This is a genomic window from Priestia sp. YIM B13490, from assembly GCF_042787735.1.
GTDB classification, from domain to species: domain Bacteria; phylum Bacillota; class Bacilli; order Bacillales; family Bacillaceae_H; genus Priestia; species Priestia megaterium.
On sequence record NZ_JBHZOT010000011.1, the window covers coordinates 75,877 to 102,054 of the forward strand.

The 26,178-nt window shown below is 34.0% G+C and carries 28 protein-coding genes and 1 tRNA gene; 15 read left to right on the forward strand and 14 right to left on the reverse strand.

The window, feature by feature from the left end; genetic code table 11:
• Positions 1–35 precede the first annotated feature (35 nt).
• A complete protein-coding gene (locus ACFX4R_RS23940) occupies positions 36–716 on the forward strand; it encodes a response regulator transcription factor (RefSeq protein WP_043981776.1) in 681 nt (226 codons plus the stop codon).
• On the forward strand, positions 716–2,143 hold the full coding sequence (locus ACFX4R_RS23945; protein WP_377570544.1) for a sensor histidine kinase: 1,428 nt from the start codon (positions 716–718) through the stop codon (positions 2,141–2,143). The genes ACFX4R_RS23940 and ACFX4R_RS23945 overlap by 1 nt, the downstream gene beginning before the upstream one ends.
• Before the next feature lie 37 nt (positions 2,144–2,180).
• Here the strand turns inward: ACFX4R_RS23945 and ACFX4R_RS23950 are convergent, their stop codons facing one another.
• Together ACFX4R_RS23950 and ACFX4R_RS23955 are read right to left on the reverse strand one after the other, a co-directional pair.
• Positions 2,181–3,593, reverse strand: a complete 1,413-nt coding sequence (locus tag ACFX4R_RS23950) for a S8 family peptidase (RefSeq protein ID WP_043981777.1) — start codon at positions 3,591–3,593, stop codon at positions 2,181–2,183.
• A gap of 27 nt (positions 3,594–3,620) precedes the next feature.
• Positions 3,621–3,692: transfer RNA gene (locus tag ACFX4R_RS23955), tRNA-Cys, on the reverse strand.
• Positions 3,693–4,068: 376 nt separating this feature from the next.
• On the opposite strand from ACFX4R_RS23955, the gene ACFX4R_RS23960 reads away from it, so the two are divergent.
• From ACFX4R_RS23960 to ACFX4R_RS23975, 4 genes are read left to right on the forward strand one after another with little or no spacing between them, the layout of a single operon-like run.
• Entirely contained in the window at positions 4,069–4,305 is a 237-nt protein-coding gene (locus tag ACFX4R_RS23960; RefSeq protein ID WP_241771387.1) for a hypothetical protein, read from the forward strand.
• Positions 4,306–4,317: 12 nt separating this feature from the next.
• Positions 4,318–5,217 carry an FtsK/SpoIIIE domain-containing protein gene (locus ACFX4R_RS23965; protein ID WP_377570547.1) on the forward strand — a complete coding sequence of 300 codons (900 nt, stop codon included), beginning with the start codon at positions 4,318–4,320 and terminating at the stop codon, positions 5,215–5,217.
• 58 nt (positions 5,218–5,275) lie between these two features.
• Complete coding sequence (locus tag ACFX4R_RS23970; protein WP_377570549.1) at positions 5,276–5,446, forward strand: hypothetical protein; 171 nt, start codon at positions 5,276–5,278, stop codon at positions 5,444–5,446.
• Complete coding sequence (locus ACFX4R_RS23975) at positions 5,443–5,610, forward strand: hypothetical protein (protein ID WP_162213378.1); 168 nt, start codon at positions 5,443–5,445, stop codon at positions 5,608–5,610. Before ACFX4R_RS23970 ends, ACFX4R_RS23975 begins: the two co-directional genes overlap by 4 nt.
• A 100-nt stretch (positions 5,611–5,710) precedes the next feature.
• Here ACFX4R_RS23975 and ACFX4R_RS23980 read toward each other — a convergent pair whose 3' ends face one another.
• The 3 genes from ACFX4R_RS23980 to ACFX4R_RS23990 are packed head-to-tail and all read right to left on the reverse strand — an operon-like array spanning position 5,711 to position 9,683.
• Positions 5,711–6,823 (reverse strand): GerAB/ArcD/ProY family transporter, encoded by a 1,113-nt coding sequence (locus ACFX4R_RS23980; RefSeq protein WP_322552753.1) that lies wholly within the window; start codon positions 6,821–6,823, stop codon positions 5,711–5,713.
• 21 nt (positions 6,824–6,844) lie between these two features.
• A complete protein-coding gene (locus ACFX4R_RS23985) occupies positions 6,845–8,071 on the reverse strand; it encodes a Ger(x)C family spore germination protein (RefSeq protein ID WP_377570552.1) in 1,227 nt (408 codons plus the stop codon).
• On the reverse strand, positions 8,061–9,683 hold the full coding sequence (locus ACFX4R_RS23990; RefSeq protein ID WP_377570554.1) for a spore germination protein: 1,623 nt from the start codon (positions 9,681–9,683) through the stop codon (positions 8,061–8,063). Before ACFX4R_RS23990 ends, ACFX4R_RS23985 begins: the two co-directional genes overlap by 11 nt.
• Before the next feature lie 174 nt (positions 9,684–9,857).
• Here ACFX4R_RS23990 and ACFX4R_RS29430 point away from each other — a divergent pair, with 174 nt between their 5' ends.
• Positions 9,858–10,016, forward strand: a complete 159-nt coding sequence (locus tag ACFX4R_RS29430) for a YczF family membrane protein (RefSeq protein ID WP_473453298.1) — start codon at positions 9,858–9,860, stop codon at positions 10,014–10,016.
• A 115-nt stretch (positions 10,017–10,131) separates the two neighbouring features.
• On the opposite strand, the gene ACFX4R_RS23995 is transcribed toward ACFX4R_RS29430, so the two are convergent.
• On the reverse strand, positions 10,132–10,905 hold the full coding sequence (locus tag ACFX4R_RS23995; protein ID WP_377570556.1) for a DUF4046 domain-containing protein: 774 nt from the start codon (positions 10,903–10,905) through the stop codon (positions 10,132–10,134).
• Between the two features lie 398 nt (positions 10,906–11,303).
• Here ACFX4R_RS23995 and ACFX4R_RS24000 point away from each other — a divergent pair, with 398 nt between their 5' ends.
• Both ACFX4R_RS24000 and ACFX4R_RS24005 read left to right on the forward strand, forming a co-directional pair.
• Positions 11,304–11,783 carry a site-2 protease family protein gene (locus tag ACFX4R_RS24000; protein WP_043981779.1) on the forward strand — a complete coding sequence of 160 codons (480 nt, stop codon included), beginning with the start codon at positions 11,304–11,306 and terminating at the stop codon, positions 11,781–11,783.
• Between the two features lie 336 nt (positions 11,784–12,119).
• Complete coding sequence (locus ACFX4R_RS24005; protein ID WP_028408939.1) at positions 12,120–12,392, forward strand: GlsB/YeaQ/YmgE family stress response membrane protein; 273 nt, start codon at positions 12,120–12,122, stop codon at positions 12,390–12,392.
• 472 nt (positions 12,393–12,864) lie between these two features.
• Here ACFX4R_RS24005 and ACFX4R_RS29435 read toward each other — a convergent pair whose 3' ends face one another.
• A complete protein-coding gene (locus ACFX4R_RS29435; RefSeq protein WP_473453315.1) occupies positions 12,865–13,017 on the reverse strand; it encodes a DUF8096 family protein in 153 nt (50 codons plus the stop codon).
• 1,336 nt (positions 13,018–14,353) lie between these two features.
• Here ACFX4R_RS29435 and ACFX4R_RS24010 point away from each other — a divergent pair.
• Both ACFX4R_RS24010 and aspA read left to right on the forward strand, forming a co-directional pair.
• On the forward strand, positions 14,354–15,625 hold the full coding sequence (locus tag ACFX4R_RS24010) for a cation:dicarboxylate symporter family transporter (RefSeq protein WP_377570558.1): 1,272 nt from the start codon (positions 14,354–14,356) through the stop codon (positions 15,623–15,625).
• 46 nt (positions 15,626–15,671) lie between these two features.
• Positions 15,672–17,105 (forward strand): aspartate ammonia-lyase, encoded by a 1,434-nt coding sequence (aspA, locus tag ACFX4R_RS24015; protein WP_377570571.1) that lies wholly within the window; start codon positions 15,672–15,674, stop codon positions 17,103–17,105.
• Between the two features lie 140 nt (positions 17,106–17,245).
• On the opposite strand, the gene ACFX4R_RS29440 is transcribed toward aspA, so the two are convergent.
• Together ACFX4R_RS29440 and ACFX4R_RS24020 are read right to left on the reverse strand one after the other, a co-directional pair.
• On the reverse strand, positions 17,246–17,398 hold the full coding sequence (locus ACFX4R_RS29440) for a DUF8096 family protein (protein WP_473453317.1): 153 nt from the start codon (positions 17,396–17,398) through the stop codon (positions 17,246–17,248).
• Positions 17,399–17,562: 164 nt separating this feature from the next.
• The gene (locus ACFX4R_RS24020; protein WP_028408938.1) at positions 17,563–17,874 is read right to left on the reverse strand and encodes a hypothetical protein; all 312 of its coding nucleotides are present in this window, start codon (positions 17,872–17,874) and stop codon (positions 17,563–17,565) included.
• A gap of 326 nt (positions 17,875–18,200) precedes the next feature.
• On the opposite strand from ACFX4R_RS24020, the gene ACFX4R_RS24025 reads away from it, so the two are divergent.
• Complete coding sequence (locus ACFX4R_RS24025) at positions 18,201–19,292, forward strand: YsnF/AvaK domain-containing protein (RefSeq protein ID WP_377570560.1); 1,092 nt, start codon at positions 18,201–18,203, stop codon at positions 19,290–19,292.
• Positions 19,293–19,623: 331 nt separating this feature from the next.
• Complete coding sequence (locus ACFX4R_RS24030; RefSeq protein WP_165574757.1) at positions 19,624–19,794, forward strand: hypothetical protein; 171 nt, start codon at positions 19,624–19,626, stop codon at positions 19,792–19,794.
• 301 nt (positions 19,795–20,095) lie between these two features.
• On the opposite strand, the gene ACFX4R_RS24035 is transcribed toward ACFX4R_RS24030, so the two are convergent.
• From ACFX4R_RS24035 to ACFX4R_RS24045, 3 genes are all read right to left on the reverse strand, one after another.
• Positions 20,096–20,323 carry a hypothetical protein gene (locus ACFX4R_RS24035; protein WP_165574758.1) on the reverse strand — a complete coding sequence of 76 codons (228 nt, stop codon included), beginning with the start codon at positions 20,321–20,323 and terminating at the stop codon, positions 20,096–20,098.
• Positions 20,324–20,507: 184 nt separating this feature from the next.
• A complete protein-coding gene (locus ACFX4R_RS24040) occupies positions 20,508–20,720 on the reverse strand; it encodes a hypothetical protein (RefSeq protein WP_043978770.1) in 213 nt (70 codons plus the stop codon).
• A gap of 187 nt (positions 20,721–20,907) precedes the next feature.
• Positions 20,908–22,056: a tyrosine-type recombinase/integrase gene (locus ACFX4R_RS24045; RefSeq protein WP_323619453.1), complete on the reverse strand. Its 1,149-nt coding sequence runs from the start codon at positions 22,054–22,056 to the stop codon at positions 20,908–20,910.
• Positions 22,057–22,534: 478 nt separating this feature from the next.
• On the opposite strand from ACFX4R_RS24045, the gene ACFX4R_RS24050 reads away from it, so the two are divergent.
• A complete protein-coding gene (locus ACFX4R_RS24050) occupies positions 22,535–23,506 on the forward strand; it encodes a helix-turn-helix domain-containing protein (RefSeq protein WP_322552748.1) in 972 nt (323 codons plus the stop codon).
• 498 nt (positions 23,507–24,004) lie between these two features.
• Here the strand turns inward: ACFX4R_RS24050 and ACFX4R_RS24055 are convergent, their stop codons facing one another.
• A complete protein-coding gene (locus ACFX4R_RS24055; protein ID WP_043978777.1) occupies positions 24,005–24,841 on the reverse strand; it encodes an STAS domain-containing protein in 837 nt (278 codons plus the stop codon).
• 364 nt (positions 24,842–25,205) lie between these two features.
• On the opposite strand from ACFX4R_RS24055, the gene ACFX4R_RS24060 reads away from it, so the two are divergent.
• The gene (locus ACFX4R_RS24060; protein ID WP_043978780.1) at positions 25,206–25,445 is read left to right on the forward strand and encodes a hypothetical protein; all 240 of its coding nucleotides are present in this window, start codon (positions 25,206–25,208) and stop codon (positions 25,443–25,445) included.
• A gap of 55 nt (positions 25,446–25,500) precedes the next feature.
• Here ACFX4R_RS24060 and sinI read toward each other — a convergent pair whose 3' ends face one another.
• Positions 25,501–25,635 (reverse strand): DNA-binding anti-repressor SinI, encoded by a 135-nt coding sequence (sinI, locus tag ACFX4R_RS24065; protein WP_116733209.1) that lies wholly within the window; start codon positions 25,633–25,635, stop codon positions 25,501–25,503.
• Positions 25,636–26,178 lie beyond the last annotated feature (543 nt).

The window sequence follows — 26,178 nt, forward strand, 5'->3', positions numbered from 1 at the left end:
AATCAAATATTAGGAGGGCGGGGAGGTATATATCTATGCAAGAAAGTATTCTTGTGGTCGATGATGAGTTAGAGATTGTAGATATAATCTCTGATATCTTTGAAGATCGAGGTTATAGAGTTCTTAAAGCTTATAATGGAGAACAAGCATTAGATCAGTTAAAGGCAAAGGTAGATTTAATAATATTAGATGTTATGATGCCTCAAATGGATGGCTTTGATCTTTGTAAAGTTATTAGGGAACAAATTCATTGTCCTATTCTGTTTTTAAGCGCGAAGCACTCAGAGATGGATAAGGTAAAGGGTTTAACTTTAGGGGGAGACGATTATATAACAAAGCCTTTTCAAGTGAAAGAACTTATTGCTCGGGTAGAGGCACACTTAAGGCGTGAACATAGGGAGAGAGTTAGCACCCAAAATCAACGTCTTTTAGGTAATTTAACTATTAACTATTCACAACATGACGTTTTATTAGATGGTAATAAGATAGATTTGACCAGTAAAGAGTTTAAGATATTAGAACTCTTAACAGTAAACTTAGGACAAATATTTTCTAAAGAACAGATTTATGAGAAAATTTGGGGTATTGATGCAATGGGTGACTTAAATACTATTATAGTTCATATTAACAACTTAAGGGCTAAATTAACTTCGGGTATGTCAACTTATCACATTAAAACAGTGTGGGGAGTAGGATACAAATTGGAAAAACGCTGATGATCAAACGGCTATCTTTAAAAAATCAGTTTATCTTAACCTTTGCTTCTGTAATTTTTCTAAGCCTCATAAGTACAATTGGTAGTTTAGTTTTAATATATTATTTTCTCTCTGTCTACAATGAAAAGTCAGTTCAACCTGCTAATTACTACGAGAAAAAAGTTCCTAGTATAGAAAAGTTTGTCGAATCAAAAGGAGAAAAGATAGTAGACGTATCTTTTCAAAAGAATTTAGAAAAAGTTATTCCTATGGAAGGTATTACATACCAGGTTATAAACCTTAGAGGAAAGAAAGTGTATGGCACCTTAGATGATCAATTAATAGAAAGTAACAAAAGTATATATGAAAAAGTTAATCGATCTGATCAAAAAGGGAAGGTCATAACGAAGTACCTTCCAGTCCTCGACAAAAATAAAATGGTAGGAGCTTTAGCCGTACGATACGTGTTAGCATCATCTATTGACTATTATATAAAATACATATTTCTTATAATATTATTAATTCCCTTTTTATTTTTAACACTTTACTCATACTTATTTGCAAGACGTTTAGGGAGAGAATTAAATAAGCCGATTAAAGAATTGAGTGCTGCTTCTCAGAAAATTAAAAATCAAGATTTGGATTTTGAAATTAAATATGAAAGTGAAAATGAAATTGGTACATTAATTGATTCCTTTAACAGTATGAAAGCAGAGTTAAAAACATCACTTTATCTTCAATGGAAATTAGAGCAAGAGCGTCGAGATATGGTGGCTTCTATTGCTCATGATTTAAGAACACCTCTAACAATCATATTATCTCATGTAGAGGTCTTAATGGATCCATCATTAAATGGGCAGAAACGTTTACCACAATACTTGCAAACAATAAAAAACAATACTCAAAGAGTATTGCATTTGACAGACGAAATGAAAAGAGTGTCTGAAGTAGATAATCCAGATTTTACTCTTGAGCTTGAAAGCGTCCTTCCTATAGAAATGTTACCAGAAATGTTAGAAGAATTTAAAAAGTGGGCTGAGGATGAGGAAATAAATCTTACTTACAGCTTCACTAGCAAATTGGAAGAAGAAAATTCTGAATTTGTATTAGATCCAAAACGTTTGCATCAAATTCTTACTAATTTAATTTCTAATAGTATTCGTTTTACTCCAGTAAATGGGAGTATTCATGTTCAAGTTCAGATAGAGAAAGATGAGATGTTTTTTTCTATTTCTGATACAGGAAGAGGCTTTGATACTAAAGATTTACCTTTCTTATTCAGTAAATTTTATCAAGGGGATCCTTCAAGAAACGATCAACTTCATCATGGTTTAGGTTTATATATTGTAAAAGAGTTAGTTATAAAACATGGCGGAGAAATTTGTGCTAAAAATAATAAACCTCAAGGAGCATGTATTGAATTTAATATCTCTTCTATTAATAAATAAAAAAATGAACTATGATATTCATAGTTCATTTTTTTATTTATTTGACCGCGTTATATACGTCTAGTTGACCATTTCCCCAATAAGCTAAATTAGGTGTAATATCTTTTTTCACTCCGTTTTTGTAGAGATAATCAATAGAACTATTTGGACGATTTTTATAATGACGTTGGTCGATAATCAAGGCCAGAGTAGCAGAAACCTTCGGTGCAGCCATGGAAGTTCCAGAAGCAAATAAGTATCTGCCCGTGTTAAAGGTAGTTAATACTTGTTCTTGTCGGAAAAGTCCACCATCCCACCATGCCTCTTGGCCGTATTTTTCTAATAATCTAGAATCTCCCCCTGGAGCAGCGATATCAATATAATTTTTTCCGAAATTAGAGAATAAAGAAAGTTGTTGCGTAGGACCAGTAGAAGACACGGTAACTACACCAGGCAATTCCCCTGGAGCCTCAATCCCTACCCCATTAAATGTTTTTCCTTCTTCCGCATATTTTTTCTTAAGAAAATCATTTAGCTCTGATTTGTTGGAAACATCTATTGAATCGTTTCCTGCAGAAGCAACTACCACACTACCTAACTTATTAGCATACTCAATTGCAAGTTTATATCCTTCAACATCTGCCCACTTATTATCTAAAAGTTCCCCGTCTTTATATATTTCGCCATCAATATAATAGGAACCAAGGCTAAGATTAATAACATCGACGTCATCCTTAGCTGCTTGAATAATTGCTTTAATGATCCACACAGCATCAGCTGACTTATTACCGAACACACGATATGCTTTAATTCCTGTATTAGGTGCCACCCCTTTAATTTCGCCATTGGCAGCGATAGATCCAGCTACCATAGTCCCATGTCCATTAATATCATTAATACTATTAATATCGCCTGTTTCTTCAGGTTCTGTCCCTCTGAGCCCACCTTTTGGAACAAGATTTTTTGATCCACTTTTTAGATTGTCTACGAGGTCTGGGTGGTCGATGTCAATTCCAGAGTCAACAATTCCAACAGTTACATTAGGAGAACCTGATTCTATGTTATAACTTTCTCCATTGTGCGTAATTTCTTTCATATCCCATTGCATATCCCATAAAGCAGGAAGGGTGCTATTTAAACTTTTTATTGAGTTTACGCCTAAATTAGGCTTTTTTAAAGATTCAGGGATAGAAGGCTTTTCTAGTTTTAGAGAAGGGCTTAAGGATTTAAATAAAGAAGCATTTTTTTTAGCAACTGTTTGATTTCCTTTAAATTGAACTAGTCCTATCTCAGAAACAGTATAAGTAATTTCTCCCTGGCTCTTTTTAATCTTCTCTATAGAGTGTTTCCACTGAGAACGATTTTTTAAGATAACCGTATAATATTGATTTGTTTCTGCTTTAGCATGCATATCATTAGTAAAACAAAAGCAAAGTAAGAGGGTAGTAATGATTATAGTGAGTTTTTTCATAATCTTCTCCTTATATTTATAATTTAGAGGTGGAATCCGGGATTGAACCGGAGATCAAGGTTTTGCAGACCTTTGCCTTAATCACTTGGCTATTCCACCTAGATCCTATAAATATAAGATAACGAATATTGATAGATTTATAATCTGAATATATCGAAGAAATAACTAGTATATTCCGCAAGATAGATAAATATGATTAAGTATTTATAAAAACCAACTCACAATATATGGATATTAATTCTCGTCCGTTTCATGAAAAAGGTAAGCAACTAAGCCAACTCCCAGCACCTCTTACATCGACATCTACTAATCCCCTACTGCAGTAAAAGTTATTTTTTATTTTTCGAGTGGACAGGCAAGCCTACTGCATTAGCTACATAGTATCTAAAGAATCGCGACTTCGTTACCTAATCAGTAGCTAGTTCAGTAACATTACCTCGGTTATACAAGCTATATACGCCTAGCGAGGCCCTTCGTGGAACCTCGTCCCTTCAAAGCTTATTCCTTTGTTTCTTTTAGTCCACTAGCCATGCTTGACCCTACTATTCTAACCATAGGAAGCATTGTCTTAGGAATTGCTATCATCGAACGAATCTTAGAGCGATGGGGTGTCATCGATCTTGTTGATCAATTTGCGAAAGTAATGCGATTTATCTTGCCTGTCACGTTCTATAGCGCGTTGATTTACTTTTTTGGGACCTTTATGTTTTGAGGAGGGTTTTAGATGTTTGAGAAACTAAAATTGCGTGGAAAGCTTATTAAAGCGTTTCGTACAGCAGAAATTTATCGGGTTATAAAACGTGGGGATCGTACTTCCTATCAATTTCCTAAAATCCATCGGATCGATCATCAGCACTCCTACACTCGGTATGCTTTTTCCTTACTGAATGGCATTGATCCTGAACTTTTAAATAAAAAAAGATGGGCATTACGACAAGTATTAGGCAGCAATATTGAAATAAACGGCAGCTTAAAGAACTTTAGTATTACCGTTCATCACAAAAGCCTACCTAAGATGCTTACTTATGAGTATGAAATCATTTACCCTCATATTAAGAAAATGGAGCTTCCTGTATGCATTGGTCAAGATGTCTATGGAAACCCTGTTTCATGGGAGTTTGCTGATTTAGAAACCTTATTGATATCTGGGGAAATTGGAGCCGGAAAAAGTAGTCTCATGCGTGTGATCCTCACAACATGGGTGAAATATACATCTCCTGAAGATTTGCGATGGGTATTAGTGGATCTCAAGCGAGCTGATTTAGGCCTATTTAATGGGATTGCACATGTAGATACGCTTTGTTTTGAGGCAAAGGATATGAGAAAACCATTTGCGTTATTACGAGCTGAAATGTATCGGAGAGGCGATTTATTGTTAGAACATGGTGTGACACATATAAGCAGGCTTCCGTTTAAGCTCCCTCGGATTGTAGTAGTGGTTGATGAAATGTCCATCGTGAAGAGAGAAACGGATCTTGTAGAGATGATTCAACAGTTTGCAAGTCAAGGTCGTGCTCTAGGTGTTCATACCATCATTGCCATGCAGCGTCCCGATGCCGATTTGTTGAATTCCGCACTCAAAGTAAACTTAAGGGTTCGGATCTCTGGCAGGCGGATGCGATAAATGCGAAAGTAGCCGGAGTAATTGGCGCAGAAGAAATCGATGCTGCAGCCAGGGGCGCATGAAAATTAAGATTGATGAGGTCAAAGAGTTTCAAGCCTACTTCTTAGATGAAGGAGCTTGTAAGGAAATACTCTCTTCTTATAAAAGGCTTGTGAAAGATCCCGAACCAGAACTCGAAGTTACATCACAATCCATCTTTGGGTTATTAGAGAAGGAGGAGCAGCGATGAGTTTCCGTTTATCTCAACGTGATAAAGACATCATAGCGTTTATCAATCAATTTAGAGCTGTGGATCGAGACTCATTAGTTGACCTCTTCTTTAAACAGCTTAAATCGCCCGTAAACGCATGTAATAGCGTCATGGTCCGTTTAACATTATGTAGTAGAAATTAGGTTCATTTTAAGGCTTATTCTGGACTAAAAGTATTCTTTGTACAGGTAAGGTTTTACTAGGAATTTCAACAAGAATGCCAATATTCCATATAAAAATTAACTAATTCAATGTGTTGCTCCCATGCTTCTTCCTATTTTTAATGAAAGCTACAAGAAGAAGAAAAGGGGGAACGATTCCAAGAAGAGGAATATGTATAACACGCATTGCTACCTTTAGTCCTTCATAGTTATGTTCTTGAAGATTACTGGCGATGGTAATGGACAAAAAGAGAACAATTAGACCTAAAGGATAGGATAACTGTGAAGGTGATTTAACCTTGAATAAATGCGCTGTTCCTATGACAGCTGCATAGAATAACACGCAGATTTTAAAAAAGATAGTGGTAATTAAAGCAAGCATAAAAAACACATCAAGACGTTCCAAGAAGTTAGCTACTTGAATGCTTTCCACCGTGCTAAGAAGAGGATATTGTGAACGTGCGGTCAAATTAACCCCCAGTACGCAAACATTAATAAGCATCGTAATAATTAAATTGATTCCACTTAATCCTGTTGCGCATAACATAGTTACCTTTGCTTTCTTTGGATTGTCTAAATAGGGCAAAATCATCGTAAATACAATGACCTCTGTAAATGGGAAATACAACGTTTGAGTAAATACCACTTTTAGAACAGGAGATAATCCCTCTTCCAATATAGGTTGTAAATTTTTAAAGTGAATTAAGCCAGAAGAAACAATTAAGATAAAGCCAGCAACCGCAAGGACATACATAAATATAAAAAGTAGTTCTCCTGATCGAGCTATGACCTCAATTCCTTTTCTGATTGTATAAATAATGACAAGCATTAATAAAGCATTTGCGATGAATAAAGGTGTGTCAGGATAGGCAAAGGTTAACAGCATCTCACCAAAATCACGTAGAACCCTTGAGGCATCATACATAAAGTAAAGAATGTAAACAAAGGCTAGTACGGTTCCCAGTACCTTCCCTAGAATCCTTTGCATATATTCTGTAGGTAAGAGATCCGGATAATAGGTATAAAGCTTATGATACACTAATAACAATGCGAAACTGCATACCATTCCAAGCAGAATAGCAAGCCATGCATCTTGTTTCGCATCTATCGCAAGAGGTACCAATAAAGCACTCCCCAGTTCAAATAGGACCATTAAAATAAAGAGTTGAATGGCACTAATCTTTGCTTTTTCCATTTACCTGGAACCTCCTTTTCTTTACTTTTGATTCTCTTTTAAACCTGAAAGAAACGATTTGTTTCGTAAGCCAGCCCGACGGACATAGGCTTCTACAGTCATATCGACATTTAGTTTTGGAAAGTAGACATCATTCCATTCCTGTTTTACTCTTTTAAATTGCTTTGGTCTAAAACGGTGAACTACTTCCCCGAATCCTAAGATATCTGTTTTATTTTTTTGTGCACGTTCAACAGCTGTCCCTAGCTCTTTTTTTATTTCTTTACTTATAGACTGTTCAATTTCTTTAATGAGCTTTGGATTAGTGATATCAACAGGTACATCAATTTCCCCTAAATCTCCTTCAACACGTGTATGAACAAAAATATGTGGTTGGCCATTTTTAACTTGATAAGAAATACTGGTTTTTTGACGAACGGTTTGATAAGCAATGGCTTCCTTTTTTCCTTTCCAATTAATATTGATATCGGTTCCCTGAATTTTATTGAGAATCCACACGGTTCCTCTGGCTGGTTTTCCATATAGCCAATCTATTAACTTCCCTTGTTTTAAAACAGCAATTCCGGAAGCTTTAAGCGTTTCCGCAGGTGCACTTTCCTGAAGGTTATCCAACTTTTGAGCTTGCTGAGGATTCCCAACTAGACGGAACCCTGAAACCACAGTTCCTCTTCCAGGAGATTCAATGCTTGCCATCACCTCTTGAAGTGATGTTTTTACATTCTCTCCCCATTTCCTTTGTGTGAACTCCAATGTTTTTAATATTTTATTGGCCGGAATTTTATCAACAGGTGTTAACGTTTTAACCACATCAGCTGCGGTTGAATGGTTCGCAATCACAATAGTTGAAGTATTTCGAAACTCTGGATCACGATCTAAACCATCAATTAATGTACCAAGCCCTTCTTCTTTAGCCAACTTTTCTCCAACTACGACTAAATTTGTATGCGCATAATACAATCGTCGAGAAATCCTGCTTGAAGCCCGTCTACTTGCTTCGACTATATTATTTCCTGAAGCCGAGTAAATGGTAATAGGGGGGCTCTGAGTACCGCCGCCTCCTTGCATACCTCCTGCTACATTTCCAGGATTTATAATTTGGAGCGTTATGTGATACCTTCCGTCTTTTGTCTTATCCAAACCCATGGCTGCGACAATAGCGAGGTCAGTTAATTCTTTTTTACTCCAACAACTTGTAAGAAACAAGGTCATTGTCAATATTAGTAAAAGAAAAACTCCTTTACGCTTCATTATTGCCACCTTCCTCGAAATCTCGATTCACCATACCACGAGATGTAGGAGGCTGTGGGGCTCTATCTTTACCTTCTCGAATTGTATTGGCAGTAATTAATCGAGGTCGCTGTCTCAATGTCCACCATGGTAATCTTACAACAGTATCTCCATTATTCACTGGAATGAAGGGAGCAAATGGAGCCATGTAGGGTACCCCAAAGGAACGTAAACTGCATAGGTGGACAACCATCATTAAAAGGCACAGAATGATGCCGTAGAAACCAAATGTTGCTGCACCAATCATAAATAAAAAACGAATTAAGCGAGCTGAAATTGCCATATCGAAAGAAGGTGTAGCAAAACTAGCAATAGCTGTGATTGATACAATGATAACCATTGCTGGTGACACAATACTTGCTTGAACGGCTGCCTGACCAATTACAAGGGCCCCGACAATAGATACAGCTGAGCCAACAGCCTTGGGTAATCGTATCCCTGCTTCTCGTAAAATTTCAAAAGTTAATTCCATGAGAAGAGCTTCCACAAATGCCGGAAAGGGAACAGCTTCCCTTTGTGCCGCAATGGCTACGATGAGCGTAGTTGGCACCATTTCCTGATGGAAGGTTGTAACAGTGACATAGGTAGCAGGCGCGATAAGCGAAATCATAAACATAAAAATACGTAAAAGACGAATTGAGGTTGCAATGTCGAACCGGGCATAATAATCTTCAGCTGATTGGAAAAATTGAATAAATACAGCAGGCGCAATAAGTACAAAAGGTGTCCCATCCACAAATATAGCAATCCGCCCTTCTAACAAGTTTCCAGCTACAACATCAGGTCTTTCCGTATTGTAGATAGTGGGAAAAGGGGTGAATGTTTGATCCTCTATTAGTTGTTCAATATAACCTGATTCCAAAATGCTATCAATATCAATTCGATTTAATCGCTGACGAATTTCTTTAACAACTTTATCATTGGCAATGCCATGTATGTACATAAGTGTCACATCTGTCTTTGTTACACGTCCAATTTTTAAAGATTCCATCCACAAATCGGGGGTCTTAATGATGCGACGTACCATAGCTGTATTGGTTCCAAGAGACTCTGTAAACGCTCCTTTTGGTCCTCGTACGACCATCTCGGTAGTGGATTCCACAATGGAACGTTTTTCTCCACCTTTGGTGCTAGCACTCAGTGCTTGTTTTACTCCATCCACTAGGATAAGAGTATCTCCTGCCATTAAAGATGCAAATAAATCATCCAAGTTAGTGATGGAGGATATATTTCCAATTGTCATTATATCTTTAGAAAGGAGGTCTATCGCATTGTGCTGATTTATTTCTTCTTTATAATCATCCTTCATCATGGATTGCAGTAGATAATCTTGAATTGACTGATTGTCTACAATTCCCTCTATATAGACAATCCCCGTTTTAATGTCAGAAGCCCCTCCCATTTTTATCTCACGAATAACAACATCTGAACTATTTCCAGTCTTTTGCTTAATCATGTTAAGATTGCCCGATAATGAAACTTGTATTTGTTCTATTGGTTGATCAGTAGTTTGATTCTCGTCATCTTGTGCTGATTTCTTTTTTTGTTTGCGATCTTTAAAAAACGAAGGCATAGATTTGAGCACCCTTCTTTCAGTTTTTATTACTTTGACCACATAAGAGTTTTTTATGTAAAAATTAACAATAAATATTTATGTATCATCATAGAAAAAAGAGAAGAACCTATTAAATGGAGCGTGATTCACATGAAAATTATAGGTATTAGCCTTTTAATAGTATGGTGCTTAATGGTTTTTTCTTTAGGCATCGATATGCTACAAGGATTTGATGTTTCTCAGGCATTGTATAACGCTGTGAGTCCTTTTCAGGTAATGGAGGTTGCCGAATTATTTGTACTCTTTTTGCTTATTTTTCTTTTTTTGTTGAAACTGCATATCTTTTTATAAAGAAAAGGAATTAGAGCAAGTAGCTACGCAGCTATAAGTTTCTATTTTTAAATGTATGAAATAAAGTAATAGAAATTTAGCTCAGGCTATTCGTTTCAACCCCCTCTTTCATTAATCAATGGTTCACATAAAATATTTCATCATCTAGATTATTTAGTTGATTTTTTATCCATTTCCTTACGTTGTTCATTCTGGCACCAAAAGCCATTTGAAAAAGACCGGTTAAATGAAAATCATTAAAGTGGATTCTCTTTAATTGGATAAAAGCCTCGTTGTAAGAAGAAAAGCGTAGCTGTTTGAAAAGGAGATCATCCATTGCCTCTCGAATATATTCTTCATTTTTCCAACAATTCATGGGAACATGAGCAAATTGCCACGGCCTAAAGACACCAGGATAAATCGCTTCAACTATTTGAAAAGGAGAATAGCCTAAAAGGGTAAAGGCGCCCCCTAAACCATGTTGTTTAAAAAAATGAAAATTAATTTGAGAGGGTATTTCTTTCATGGGAATCTTCATTTTTCCCTCTATTACATATCTTACCGCCTCAATGGCCCTTCTCTTTCCTTCTTCTCCGTCCCAATATTTATCAGGAGTTTGTTGAAACTCCCAAGGTTTAAATTTTCCTGGGTAAGCATTATCTATGACTTCATAATAATTCCATCCATATAGCATGGCAGGGGGTCTAAGACGATGAGACCATAATGTATTTGCTCCTACTTGCAAAGGGATTTCAACGATGGGGATCGATAAGTGTTGTTCAAGTAAGTAGCATGTCATGTAGCGCATATATTTTTCCCCTTCATTACCTGCAAAAAAATAATTTGGAAATCGTTTTCTCCTCTTCTCTAGAACATCTTTATAAACTTCAATGACTTGTTCTCTTTTCACTATCGAAAGCCCCTTTTAAGAAATTATATTTTATTATCATTGTGTATAATAATGGAATTTATATGCAAGTAAGGCTAAATCTCTATGAGATACATATTAAAAAGACAAGAAAAGCTACTGATTTTTTATCAGTTTAAAATACTTAAATTGTTTTAACCCGATGAACATCTGTAATTTCTTTCTTGAGTAGAGCAAGCTACCTTTTTCTATTTGGAGGTAGCTCTTTTTATTGTAAAGAAGGTCCGGTTTAATTATTTAATTAACCTAATGAAAATCATAAACACAAAGCATAGAAAAGCACCATTCTCTTATACAGCCCTCATAAAATTACCGGTTTTGATAGAAGAAAATGTGGAATATCAAATGTAAGATTATTTTGGGATAAAGGGGAGACAGGTATGTTTGGATGGAGTGATATGCCGAAATTATTATTTTCTTTTTTAATTGTCATTCCACTTGTGTCTGTTATTCACCAACTAGGGCATTCATTTATGGCTATTATTTTAGGTGGAAGGGTCGATTTTACCATTGGACAAGGGAGAACGATTTTTAGGTGGAAAAAAATCAAAATAAAATCTATTTATTTTTTGCACTCCTTTTGTATTTACGAAAAATTAAAGTATGATAATCGGTTTACTCATGCTTGTGTTTATGCTGGAGGTACCATAGCTAATTTAGCGTCTATACTTCTTGTGTATGGTTTAATTATGTTGGGTGTTCTCTCAAAGAATCTCTTTTCTTACCAATTTGTTTATTTCTCTATTTATTATATTGTTTTCTCGCTCTTACCCTTTGAATATTCAGAAACGAGTTTAAGTGATGGGCGAGCTATCTATGATGCATTGAAATATGGAAAGATAACATGTAATCCGGATTAACAAAGGAAAAGTGGCTAATTAGAACTGTACATCCACAACGTATATTAACGTGGCAACGGTACTGAAATAGATACTGATTACCAAACGAAGTAGTTATTCTTTTAATACTAAGTAGCTACCGCACTAGGTGATGACTAGATGGTCATAGAATATGTGCTGGGTTTTTATATGCTGAGGGCTTGTCCTAATCGCTTATCTTTTTCATGAAACAGTCGAGAAATGAGAAGATGTCCTTTTATATAAGAGAAAAGCTCTAATCAGGAAAAAAATAACAAGGTTAATGAGTTTTAGTGAAGGGTAAAGTCAATTAAATAATTTAGAAGGAGGGAAGTATTAATGGAGATTCTATGGATGCTAATTGTAGGTGGAATTATTGGATGGCTCGCCGGTTTAATTACAGGACGCGATGTTCCTGGAGGTATTATTGGTAATATTATCGCTGGCTTTATTGGTTCTTGGTTAGGCGGCCTTATCTTGGGAAGTTGGGGGCCAGTCATTGGCGGTTTTGCAATCATCCCAGCAATTATTGGATCAATCATTTTAGTATTAATTGTAAGCTTTCTTTTAAGAAAAATGGGTCAAAAAAAGAATCATGGTCATCATGTATAAAATCAAAAAAACTTAAATTGGAGTGACTAAAAATGAGAGAAGAAAATAATTCTATGCTATATGATTTTGTTGATGGTAATCAATTTGAACTAGATTCTTATCTTACTTATTTGTTCGATCAAATTAATAATTATAGTGAAATTCTGTCAGAAGATTAATGAGATTACAGATATTTTATTATAAAGAAGCAGACAAAAAAATAATAAATCAAAATATAGTATAAGCGACCTTAGTAACTTTGTTTACGGTATATAGGGTCGCTTATTATTATGAAAAATATTTAAAAATAAAGTAAGGATATGCTTCTTTACTGCAGTAGGTCAGGAGTAAACGGATCTAGAATATGCGCTTTTTTTATAGATTAGGGATTAGCTTCCTCACTTAAACTGAAGTATTTATTACTCAACCTTATTGAACATAAACAAAAGGCCCCTTTAAATTCTGAAAGGCCTGGTTATCATATATTTATATTTTATATACTCTTCTTCATACCACATTCTCTACATTCACGTAAGAAAACGTCAGCTTTTACGGAGCTTTTGAAGTAAGCTGAGTTGCAGTTATCGCAACGGCCACTAACTTTATCCGGAAATTTAGCATAGTCATACACTTTATCAAAATCGATCCTTGCTCTTTTATTTCTTCCAGGTTGATCACTCCTTTCTATTTGACTAACACAATTAGGTCTATATAAAAGGTGTATGTTAAAATTACTTTGTTTTTTCCACTAGTTGCACCTGAAAAATTTGCGTTTCTTGAATACCTGCTCTTTGGAGTTCCTGTTTAAATGATTCTCTTTGAACCGTCACGTAACGTGTAGACTCTAAAATTGTATATGAATGTACCTCTACCCAATTAAGTGATTCCTGCACACGATTTCTTCAGGAACTAAGCCACGCGAACATCAATGAGCTCGCTTAATCTCATTTTATTCTTTAACTCAAATACATCATCAATAAAAATAAATAAATCCCCAAGAGAATCAACAAACTGAATGAATCCTTTCTTTGTTATGCAATGACCTTGCTTATAGTATTTCTTAAAGGCATAGACTCTTTCACGCTACGAAAGGTTAATATTTAAATAACAGTTCGTCGTTATTTAAATATTTTTCACTTCTATGAGGCTTGTCTAAATAAAATGTACGCGAAATGAATAATAATCTTCTTGATTTATCTGTTGTATATAAATATAATGTAACTGAAGTACGCAAAAAGAGAACATGAAATTTAAAATACACTTTTCGTTATTATCATTTTTTGATTCCATTCATTACCTATATGCAAGAAACGCATGTTTATTATAATGAGATTACAGTATGAAGAGATTGAAGGAGATACCCCAACTTAATGCTGTAGTTTCGTTAATTAAGTTACACCTGGAATAAATACTAAATTTCTTTAGCTTTCGGAGAAGATATGTGTAGTTACTACGATTGAGATTTTTTGAAAGCGATATCATTTTATTAAAAGAAAAACATTTTAAGAGATTTAATTATTTTAACAAGTTATAGAGATATCTAGTGTTATTGCTACCTTATCTCTAGACACTAGATAAAGAAGAAGATACTTCTTTACCTGAAATGGGAGAATAATAGATTAGGGTATTATTGTCTAACATTCATATAAATCTATAAGTGACTGTCACTAGATTTATGTGAATGTTAGACAATAAACAGGATTTCAAAAAGGTTAAAAGGATAATAGAAAATCTCTTTATAAACGATACTATATGCTCAGGTATATAAGGTGAGCCGAAAAAGTGTATTTTACATTAAAGATTTTGAAAACGCTTTACTGGAAGGGGGGAGTTAATTTCAAATTATATGATTACCATTTATTTTAAAGAATATTTACACATTGGACTTATTTTTAATTATTGTCTTTTTTTATAGACGCTAGCCTAAGCATAGGCTCTCTTTAAGTGTTTTAATGAACTGCAAATTGAAAGGGGTTACAACTATGAAGAAATTAGGATTAGCTACACAAATATTTATTGGACTTGCGTTCGGGATTGCTATAGGCGCTATTTTTTATGGAAATAATACAATGATGGCCATTCTTCAACCTTTAGGGGATATTTTTCTTCACCTAATTAAAATGATTGTTATTCCTATCGTTGTATCCGCACTCATCGTATCTATAGCTGGTGTAGGTGATATTAAAAAGTTAGGAAGACTAGGTGGAAAAACCATTCTTTATTTTGAAATTGTGACTACAATTGCATTAGCAGTGGGCTTATTGGCCGCAAATTTATTCCATCCAGGTACTGGTATAGATATGGGAAACCTTGAGAAAGGTGATATATCCAAATATGAAGAAACATCTAAAACGACTGAGAGTGCAGGTGTAGCAGCTCAAATCGTTCATATCATCCCAACTAATATATTCCAATCATTGACTGAAGGAAATTTATTAGCGATTATCTTTTTCTCAGTCTTATTTGGTCTAGGAGTTGCAGCAATTGGAGAAAAAGGCAAACCAGTTTTAAACTTTTTTGAAGGTGTACTAGAATCCATGTTTTGGATGACAAACTTAGTTATGAAATTTGCTCCATTTGGCGTATTTGCTTTAATTGGTTTGAATGTGGCGAAGTTTGGAATTGGTTCATTAATCCCTTTAGGAAAGTTAGTACTCGTTATATATCTGACCATGATTTTCTTTGTTTTTGTAGTATTAGGTATTATTGCAAAAATGGCTGGAACTAATGTTTTAGTCCTTATAAAAATCTTAAAAGATGAGTTAATTTTAGCGTTTACAACCGCAAGCTCTGAAGCAGTATTGCCAAGGTTAATGACTAAAATGGAGAACTTTGGTTGTCCGAAAGCTGTTACATCATTTGTTATTCCGACAGGATATACCTTTAACCTTGATGGATCATCCATTTACCAAGCCATTGCTGCCCTTTTTATTGCACAAATGTATGGCATTCATTTATCTTTCATAGAACAAATTACACTTTTACTTGTATTGATGTTGACTTCTAAGGGAATGGCAGGAGTTGCAGGAGCATCATTTGTTGTTGTATTAACAACATTGGGCTCAATGGGATTACCTTTAGAAGGTATGGCATTCATTGCTGGCATTGATCGCATCTTAGATATGCTTCGTACATCTGTCAACGTAGTAGGTAACGCATTAGCTGCTATTGTGATGTCTAAGTGGGAAGGCGGATTCGATAAAGAAAAAGCAAAGCATTATACAGATTCTATTAAAAAATCAGATGTAGCTTAAAATAATTTATTTGTTTATAAAGAAGGAGATCAATATTATGACAGATATGGGAACGATTGAAAAAAAAGATGTAAGAATTGAAAAAGATTTCTTAGGAACGAAAGAAGTGCCTGTCAGCGCTTATTATGGAATTCAAACATTACGTGCAGTTGAGAATTTTCCAATAACAGGTTACCAGATTCACCCGGAACTCATTAAAGCATTAGGAATTGTTAAAAAAGCTGCTGCTCTTGCTAATATGGAAACAAAAAGGTTATATGATGGGTTGGGTAATGCAATTATTGAAGCAGCAGACGAGGTTATTGAAGGAAAAAGAAATAATCAATTTATTGTTGATCCAATACAGGGTGGCGCGGGGACCTCAATGAATATGAATGCAAATGAGGTTATTGCAAATAGAGCTTTAGAGTTACTTGGTCATAAGAAAGGTTCTTATTCCGATTTAAGCCCTAATAGTCATGTAAACATGTCACAGTCAACAAATGACGTATTCCCAACTGCTATCCATATTGCAACGCTTAATCTGTTAAATAAGTTAATGAAAACAATGAATTATATGCACAGTGTATTTCAGAAAAAGGCAGAACAATTTGATTCTATTATAAAGATGGGACGTACTCACCTACAGGATGCGGTTCCAATCCGTCTTGGTCAAGAATTTGAATCATATAGTCGTGTTCTTGAGCGCGATATGAAACGTATTAAGCAATCCTATGGACATTTATATGAGGTTAATATGGGAGCAACTGCAGTTGGAACGGGTTTAAATGCAGATCCACGTTATATCGAAAATGTTGTAAGATATCTAGCAAATATCAGTGGTTTACCACTTAAGAAGGCCAATCATCTTGTAGACGCGACTCAAAATACAGATGCTTATACAGAAGTCTCTGCTAGCTTAAAAGTGTGCATGATTAATATGTCTAAAATTGCAAATGATATCCGATTAATGGCGTCTGGTCCTCGTGCAGGATTAGCTGAACTTATACTACCATCTCGTCAACCTGGTTCATCTATTATGCCTGGAAAGGTCAATCCTGTCATGCCTGAAATGATTAATCAAGTAGCTTTTCAAGTTATAGGTAATGATCATACAATTTGCCTGGCATCGGAAGCAGGTCAACTTGAACTAAATGTGATGGAGCCTGTTCTTGTATTTAACTTGCTTCAGTCAATCAGTATTATGAATAACGCATTCCACGTCTTCACAGACCATTGTCTAAGAGGCATTGAAGCAAATGAGGGACGTTTAAAAGAGTATGTAGAAAAAAGTGTAGGGATTATTACAGCCGTAAATCCACATATCGGATATGAAGTAGCAGCACGAATTGCTAGAGAGGCTATTTTAAATGGAAAGTCGGTACGAGAACTATGTTTGCAATATGACGTATTGACTGAGGAGGAGCTTGAGTTAATTTTAAATCCCTATGAAATGACGAACCCAGGTATATCTGGCAGCTCTCTTTTTGACAGAAATTAATTTTTAAAGCGTGCTCCATATTAAGTTTATCGTATAAGCCACCTACTTTGGATATCCTTGGGTGGCTTATTTTCTATATACACATAAAAATATACCAACTACCCTTCAAACCATGCTATTTTTTATAGTCTAAATACCACCTAAATGCTTTTCTTCATGCCACACTCTCGACATTCACGTAGAAAAATGCCACCTTTTATAGAACTTTTGAAGTAAGAGGAACTGCAGTTATCGCATTGGACACTAACTTTATTCGGAAATTCAGCATAGTCGTAAACTTTATCAAGGATGATTTTTTGCTACTCTTTCTCTTCTATATAGTAAGAAAGCAGTCTTTGAATAGTTAAAGGACTGCTTTTTTACTTCATTCTATAATGAAGCTAACTCTTTCTTCTTCGTTCACATGTGAAAAATAATTTCAAATCTGTATAGCAGAAAGGAATTTATAGAAAAGCTGTTAGGATTTATTTCCTTTAAATATGATCTTTCTTTTCTCCTGTTTAATCCGTTTTAACCGTAATTCTATCTTTTTATCTAACGCTCTATACAGTATTTCGCTAGTTGCACATATTAAAAATAGGATTAGAGTAATAATTGCAGCCTTTGGTACATGAAAATAGAAACAAAGTACGACTCCAAGTAGTGACATAGCGTAAATAGAGTTGGTTACCCATCTTCTACTTCTATGAGCTTCTAGGTTTCTCTCAAGTAATTCTTTTTGCCCTTCTTCTTTTTTTGTATCTTTTAAATGATGGTATGTAGAATTCATCGCTTTTTCTCCCCCATGAAAACTAATTGTAAATTATCTCTGTATTAAATATCCTATATGTTTCAATTAAGGAAAAATATGAGGTTTTTCCTTTTTTATATTATATACGAACAAACGTTCTTTTTCAATAAAAACTCTAAAGTTTTCCCGAATATGGATATTGCCTCTACTTCATCTTTCTACATTTTATAATTTAGGGGTCATTTACATAGTCATCCGTATTAAGTTTTAAATAGAAACCCACTGGGTACATGATATACACAATAAGGATGGAATTAAATGTGAAAAGAAGTTTTCGTTTAATTAAAATTTAAGGGGATGGGAAAATGGGAACAAGAAAACGAGTTGCAGGGACTTTTTATTCGGAGCAAGAAGCGATACATGCAATTAAGGGGTTAAAACATCAGGGTTATCGTGAAACAGACATATTAGTAGTAGCAAAGGATAGCAATAATACTTTACAGTTAGGGACTGAGACGAATGTAATGATAGAAGCTGGAACACCAGCTGTAAGTTCGTTGGCAGGTGTGATGATGGACAGCTTTCTTACCATGATGACAGGTGGAATGATTTCTACTACCCAAGCTGGTGGCCTAACTTCAAAACTTGTTAGAATGGGGATTCAAAACTTTACTGCAAAACAGTGTGAAATGGATGTAAAGGAAGGGAAAATCCTTGTCCTAATTGATGTGGATGAAACTCAAACAATTCCTTCATATACTACGGTTAGGGAGTCTCCATACGAGACAAAGGGGCATAGGTCAGTGCTACTTCGTGAAGAGCAACTTAATGTAAGGAAAGAGCGAGTTCAGACTGGGGAAATACAACTTCGTAAGGAAATTGTAGAAGAACTACGAACTATCCAGGTTCCAGTTATGCGTGAGGAAGTCTACGTAGAACGCCGCCCGGTCATAGACGGTCAGTATGATGGTAGCCCATTGACAGAGAACGAGATCATTCGTATTCCTATTATGGAGGAGCGAGTTGAAGTAACCAAGAGGCCTGTAGTTGTGGAAGAAGTCATCATTGGTAAGCGTAAAATTCAAGAGATTAAAGAGATGAAGGATACTGTTCTAAAGGAAGAAGCAAAAATTGAAAAGTCAGAACTCCCCGCGATTCCTGAACTTGCTGACTCTGAAATCTATCAAAACATGGATAATCACGTAGATCAAAGTTACCAAGAAGTTGCAGCTGCAATTGCTTCTGATGCTTCAAAGGAGGAAAAAGTTAAACTTTCAGCCGATAAGAAACAAGAAGCTCAACTTAAAGTGACAACTTCTCCTGTTATCAAAGAGATTGAAGAGGTCACAGCCTCAGTAAACAATCAGAAACCAGAAAGTCATGTTGAAGATACGGATATTACTACTTCTGAAAAAGGGAAGAATAATGAGAAATCAACAAACAAGCAAAAGAAATAAGTATATCTCCTCTATGGTTTATAGCAAAGAGAATAATTAGGGATATTTAAGGAAGGGCTGCCTAGCTGTATTGGCAGCTTTTTTTATTTTTCTTTAAATTAACATAAGTAATGTTTTTAAAATCAAAAAGAATTAAAATAACCCATCAAAATGAGCATAAACAGGTAATAGAATAAAAGAAATGACTTTCATTACTGGAGGTCATTTCTTTTATTCCTAAAAGTCCTGGAGATTATATCAAATTTCAACAGGTATTCTCACTAAATTCTAGAAATATTACTTATCAAATAACTTAAAAATATTTCCAAATTTGATAAAAGAAGGTGATTGAATGGAGCGAAAGAAATTTATTGAATACATTGATAAGTTACTAGAACAATCTGATGCGTGGAGAAAGGATGCGGAGAAAAGAGAAGACTGGAACAGTGCTTGTTTTTACCAAGGTGAGGTCAAAGCTTATGAGAGAGTAAAGAGATTGGTTAATCAGCAGTTACATGTATAAATAAAAATTACAAACCTAACTCAGAAATGAGTAGGGTTTGCCTTATTTCTTTTTCTAGTTTACATAAGATAGATTATAGGAACCAATTTGTTTTAAGAAAAAGAGGCACTTATGGCACGCTTTACTTTCCTTAACTTAGCGTTGTATTGGTTAAGTCCTTGCCTTATTTTTTATATAATCGATCAAACTTTATTTCAAATAAACAGACACTTGTTTTTCCTGATAATCTATTAGGAAAAACAAGTTAAATTCCTTTTAAAATCGATTACGATAGTAGAATTTAGCATACTTTGATATAGACTTACTTAATAGCTTCAAGCGCCTGTTTCAAATAATCCATTTCAGAGATTATATCGTCTATCTGTCGATTTAACTGATTTACTTTATCAAGAGTATGCCGTGCATCTAATAAATTAATTTCTAACATTAAGCGATTTGCTTCACTCTCAAGGTCTAATTTTTTCACAAATAATTTCTCATGCTTTTTTATAATTTCGTTTTTTGGGTTCTTTATATTGTTTTCTTTCATACTTTCACCTCACTGTTATAAATTTTGTACGAATAATTAATCGCGGTCGTAAACCGTTCATCTGTTTTGCTTAGCATTAAATATCCTCTCCCATCCGATAAATGAATACAACTACTTATAAAAAATAATAGTTTTACAAATTACTCTAGATGACGATAAATATGAACTTTGTAAAAGCTCATAACTAGCTTTTTTTATCAGCGTCATTTATTTCTCTTTCAATAAGAGATACTGAAATTTCAAATGCTTGTATCCGTCTTTTAGCTAAGGTAATTTGAGATTTATATCTATTAGAATTTTCTTTAGCTTCAAAAGTCTTTACTGTCTGTTTAAGTTTGTGTAAAGTTGAATCAATTTGACGTTTTGCTTCAACTAATTCAGATACATCAAATTGCATTTAAGTCCCTCCTTTTTATAATTCTTATGAAATTGTAGACAAGCCAGTAGTAATAGGGCCGAATGTAGAAACATCCACCGGATCTAATGGATAACCGGATTAGGTTAACATATATAAGAACATTACAGAACGTGTAATTACAGAGAATGAGCATACTTAAATGAAGAGACTTTCACATGTATTTTAATTAGAAATCTTGCTCCTTCCACATGAGTCCAATTTCTTGCTCTCGTTGCAAAACCTTTTCCAAATAGCGCTCAGTTGTCTTACGATCACTATGCCCTAGTTCTTTCTGGATTAAAAAAATATCTGCTCCCTGCTGCCTACTATAAATCGCATAAAAATGACGAAAGTAATGAGGTGTAATCCTGTCAGTCCGTTCTTTTACAAAAGGTAACTCTGTTCGTTCAATAATACGTACAATATAATTACTTAAATTTTTATATTGATAATATCCTCCATCTTTGGTTGGGAATAGTGGCCCTTGATCACTTGAATTTAATGCTGTGCTGACGTGTCGTCGTTCTCGAAAAGCAAGGATGCGCTCATATAAAGATGGATGAAGTAACTTGTCAAAGTTCTTTCCACCCTTACCTACTCCTCTTAACCGGTAATGGCCACTTAAACTGTCTAGATATACATCTCCCCACGAAGCTTTAGCTATTTCTTGTACACGCAATCCTGTCATCGCCAACATCGTTAACAAACCATGGTTAATAGGATGGTCTTTGTAATAGTCCAATAACTGTTTAACTTCATGGTAATATAAATCTCGGTTTGGGATTTCTTGTTCAGACAATGATGTACTCAAAATTTCCTTATGTAATGGTTGCTGAATATACTTTGCTTCATGTAGCCATTTCATAAAACTCTTTAAAATTGTCATTTTGGCATCTAAAGTTGCGGGTGAATAAGGTTTCCCCCCCTTACCCAATAATGCGGTACTTAGATAGGCCTGGTAGTTACGTATATGCCAAGGACGTAGGTTTTTAAAAATCGTTTCTTCTATATAATAGTCAACATCTTGGCGCAAGAATGACTCACTTTGTACCGCATACTGATAAAACTGCAACAAAATTCGTACGTATTCCGTCTTTGTGTTTTCTTTTCGTTCTCGATCCTTCCGAATATGCTTTCGTTGATGAACGTAGTAGTACATCATTTCTTCATCTGTAAAATCGCTGAACATATCTTCATTTTTTCGCTGGTGATAATCATTTCTTTCTTCTAATGCATCATAATACGTACTATCCAGCATCAATGAAACGATTTTATTGAAATCCCCTTTTCTTTCTCTTACTTGTGTTCCTATATGTACTAAAGAGAAATCGTGCATAAAACCTCTCCTCTCATAAATCATGTCTTTTTATTTATAACTCTTCCTTAAGTTAAATCATTTTCCCCTATAGGTAATATTAAGTTTACATTTATATATATGTAGATGATAAATAACTTTTAAAACATAATAATAATTTTGACATCAACTTTAAAATTACTAGAGATCTTAATTAAATATCAATTTCTTTTATAATTGAGTATTTTAATAAATCTATTTATTGTACAAATTACTTATTAATTGTACCTTATTCAAAAATAAAAGTATAAAATTACTTTTTATAAATATAGCATAATATTTATATAGTTTGTAGAAAAATCTCCTATTTGTCATCAGTTGAAGTAAATGGTAAAACATAATATTATATAAGTTAGTTTCACTATTTACATATAAGTTAAAAAAACTTTCAACTTATAACTATACATAAATATGATATAATTAAGTATTGAATATAAGAAAAAGAATAGGAGTGTATGTCATGATTGATAATCCTGTTAAAATTATTACGATTGAAGATGTGATGGAGATGTTAACTATTTCATCAAAGAAAACCATTTATACATATATTCAACAAGGAAAATTAAACCCTATTAATAAAGATGACTGGCATATCGAAGGACGTTATGAATTTGATATCGAGGATGTTGTTCGTTTACAAGAAGAGTTAAAAAAGCCAGGACTTACGACAAAAGAAGTCGCGCATCAACTGGATATCTCGGTCACAACGGTGAATAAGTATATTAAGCAAGAACTGTTACCTGCGTTTCAAGAAGAATACCGGGGCATTAATTGTTATTTTGTGAATGAAGAAGATCTAGAAGCGTTTAAGCTCACGCATGAAGTAGGGCGCAAACCGAGTAAGCGTCATTTTTATCATGCCGAACAAAATATTGCGCTATTTCAGCTTTTTGTGAAGAAAAATGAAGAAAAAGAGCAGTTTGCCCGTATCATCTCTGTAGAAGATCCAATTATGGCTGTTACAGAACAACATGAAGAGATAACATTAGAGGAGTTACTTCACCGAGGCTTTGAAGCAGCCTACGAGATTGAATCAAAAAAAACTGTTACCAAAGAAGGCTATGCCACATTTGCCTTTAAGCAAACAGCCTATGCGAAATCACAGCTTTATAAGCTCATGGATTTGTTCTATCAGTACCTAAGCCCGACCAACATGAGAATTACGCCACAAGAAGAGAAAGAGCAATTTATCGTTGAAATCAAACCTGTATTATTGACGGAATCAGCACAAGAAATCGTTGAGTTATTAGAGTCGGTTCTTGTCTCAGGGAAGATTAATAAACGCAGCCGTGGGATTTATATTGATAGCGATCTGGAAGTTGTACGCGTAAAGATATCAAGTGATTTAAAGCAAGAATTGCAGCAAAAAGCCAAGGAATTAGGCAAAAAGAATGTAGAAGAATTGCTATTGTACGCTGTACAAAAATTATAGGATAGACTGAAATCTAAAGACAACAAACTCACCAGTTTGTTGTCTTTATCTATTATAATGAATGATCTATTTGTCATCAGTTACAGTAAATAGTGAAACTAATTATTTTTACGAAATACTTTACTATTTACTTAACGTAATGGATTTTATCGGTATGAAATAGAAAAGATACCTTTTAGTTTTAATGTTAAGTAACCGTTTTCATTTTCTGCTTTCTCAAAATGATTTGATAGGTTATAATAAATATCTACAAAAATATTAAATGATATGTAAGTAACAAGCAATTACACCCTTAATATTTAGCTAAAAGAAAAGCCCACCTCTGACAAATCAGGTGGGTTTTTCTTTTTTAGATGTATATGGTATACATCCTTAGTTAACATAAAACGAATTAAAGGAACCATGAGAAGATTATATAATAATGGATTTTCTAAGCATCAAAATGATTCTAATTTCATAAATTCATTTCTGTGTGTAGAGTAAACTTCCTTATTCCTCCTACATTTGGTGGAGTTCTAAATATTCTTTTAATGTTTGCTGTAACGTCCCTTTTGTTTCTGCTTTTTCTTCAAAGGAGATTCCTGAGTGAATCATTGTCCGCACCAGGTCCGCACGTAAACCTGTAAGAACAGCCTTACATCCCATCATTGAAATTCCAGTTAATATTTTTTGGAAATGATCAATGACATACATCTCCATGTTAGCAATTCCAGACAGGTCTATAATTAATGTTTGAATCTTTAAATCTGAGATGCCCATCAGTACTTTCTCCTCAATCGTTTGGATACGATTAATGTCAATCATTCCGATCAACGGTAGTACAGCTACAGATTGGCTAAGTGGTATAATGGGTACCGATAAATTTTCAACCAAGTCCCTTTGGGAGGCAATTAATTCATCTTTATACTTGGAGTAACTAATAACAAAAGTGTTAAGAAATTGATCAATTCTATCATTAATTCGCTTTTCTAAGGCATAGAATTCTTCAAGGTCATTAAAATGGTTATTTATTCGATCATATTGATAGAGAAAATGCCATAATGTTCGCCTAATGGCCTGTACCCATTCTAGTTTGAAGGCAAGAGTTAAGGCGTGCTCCGCCCATGCTACGCCTTCTTGCTGAGCGAAAGCAATGAGTTGATCTTCTTTTTGTTCTACGACATATAGAGATAACTTTTGAGCATTTTTTAAAAGATCAATATTTCCTGTTTCTAAAATATCATTAATATTAGAGGCTACGTTAACCGCCTCTGATAAGAGTTTGTCCTGGAAATTTTGTTTGTTATCTTTAATAAAATCCGTCATTTTCTCCCTCGGATTATAAATAATCTCCATTTTGAATACACCCCTTATTGTTTATTGATTATTATTATCCTTAATTAATAAATATCGCCAAATGAATTATTATTTATTTTTATGCCCTATACTACCCATACTAAATATGTTTTTAAATAATATCCTTTATTTCCCACATTTAAATATATATTTCAAGTACATCTTTTATATCATATATATCCGTGGTTCCCAACCATGATACATTTGTTATATAGTTTCTAACCTTAAGGTGAAATTACACTTTTTTACAAATTTATTTCATTTTTAAAATATTTATTTCAATTATTTGGAGCTAATAACTTATATATATACCCTATGGTAAAATAGATTAAACTTTAAATTGCGAGAAATGGGTTGATGATAAATGACAATAATTAAAATTAAAGAAATGTTAGAAACTTTATTACAGTATGAAGACAGTGAAATTACTCATACCATTTGTAGTAAAAATAATACCTTTTCTCTCAGTTATTCTAAGGAACTAAAGAATTTTCAAGTAAAGAATATTGAAACGGGTCATATTGAATATTTTCCAGATGTGGAGGCTACCTCTTTAGCTTTGTATAGAATAATAAGTACTGTGGAAAAAGAAGTCACTGAGTAATAAATCATTTTTAAAGTTTACATAATCAGATTATAAGAAGCAAAAAGAGCCTGAATTATTTAGAAAGAACTTCCTTTTGGTTTGAATATATAAATTCTTTTACTTCCACAAAAGAGAGGCCTAATTGATAAGCTTCCTTCATAAGACTTATCCACTCCTGATCAAGCCCACCATCTTCTTCTTTTAACACCCACAATTCCTCCAACCTTCCTAATCGGAATTAATTAAATTCTAACATTCAACAACAATATATTAGAAATCGATACTATTTATTCAACATATTTCTTTTAATGTCCTGCAACATAAGTCTTTTTATATAATTAATTAAGATTTAATGTAGAAAAAAGCAAATTTTTTCCTCACATGAATTCTTTCTATTTTAAAGATTTATTTCATATAAATCTTTAGTTGTGATCCTGTTCATTATAAGCACCAAAACATTTTTTATAAAATATGTTTTGATTTCTATGATAAGGGTAGAGTATTAAGCTGGATTGAATTTTCAAGAAACATTCTTTTTTAAGTTTGTTTCTTTTTTTTTGGTAATTATAGAATAAATAATAAACAGTAAATTGAGCAAACTACACAAGATGTCGCCAAACATTGACGTATACAACTAAATTCTGCAACAGAAAAAACCTACCTCTTTTGACTGGGAAGAGATAGGTTTTTTTGTTTTTTGAATGCATTTTCAAATAAAGATATTTAATGTCTGGAGATTAACTCACTCATT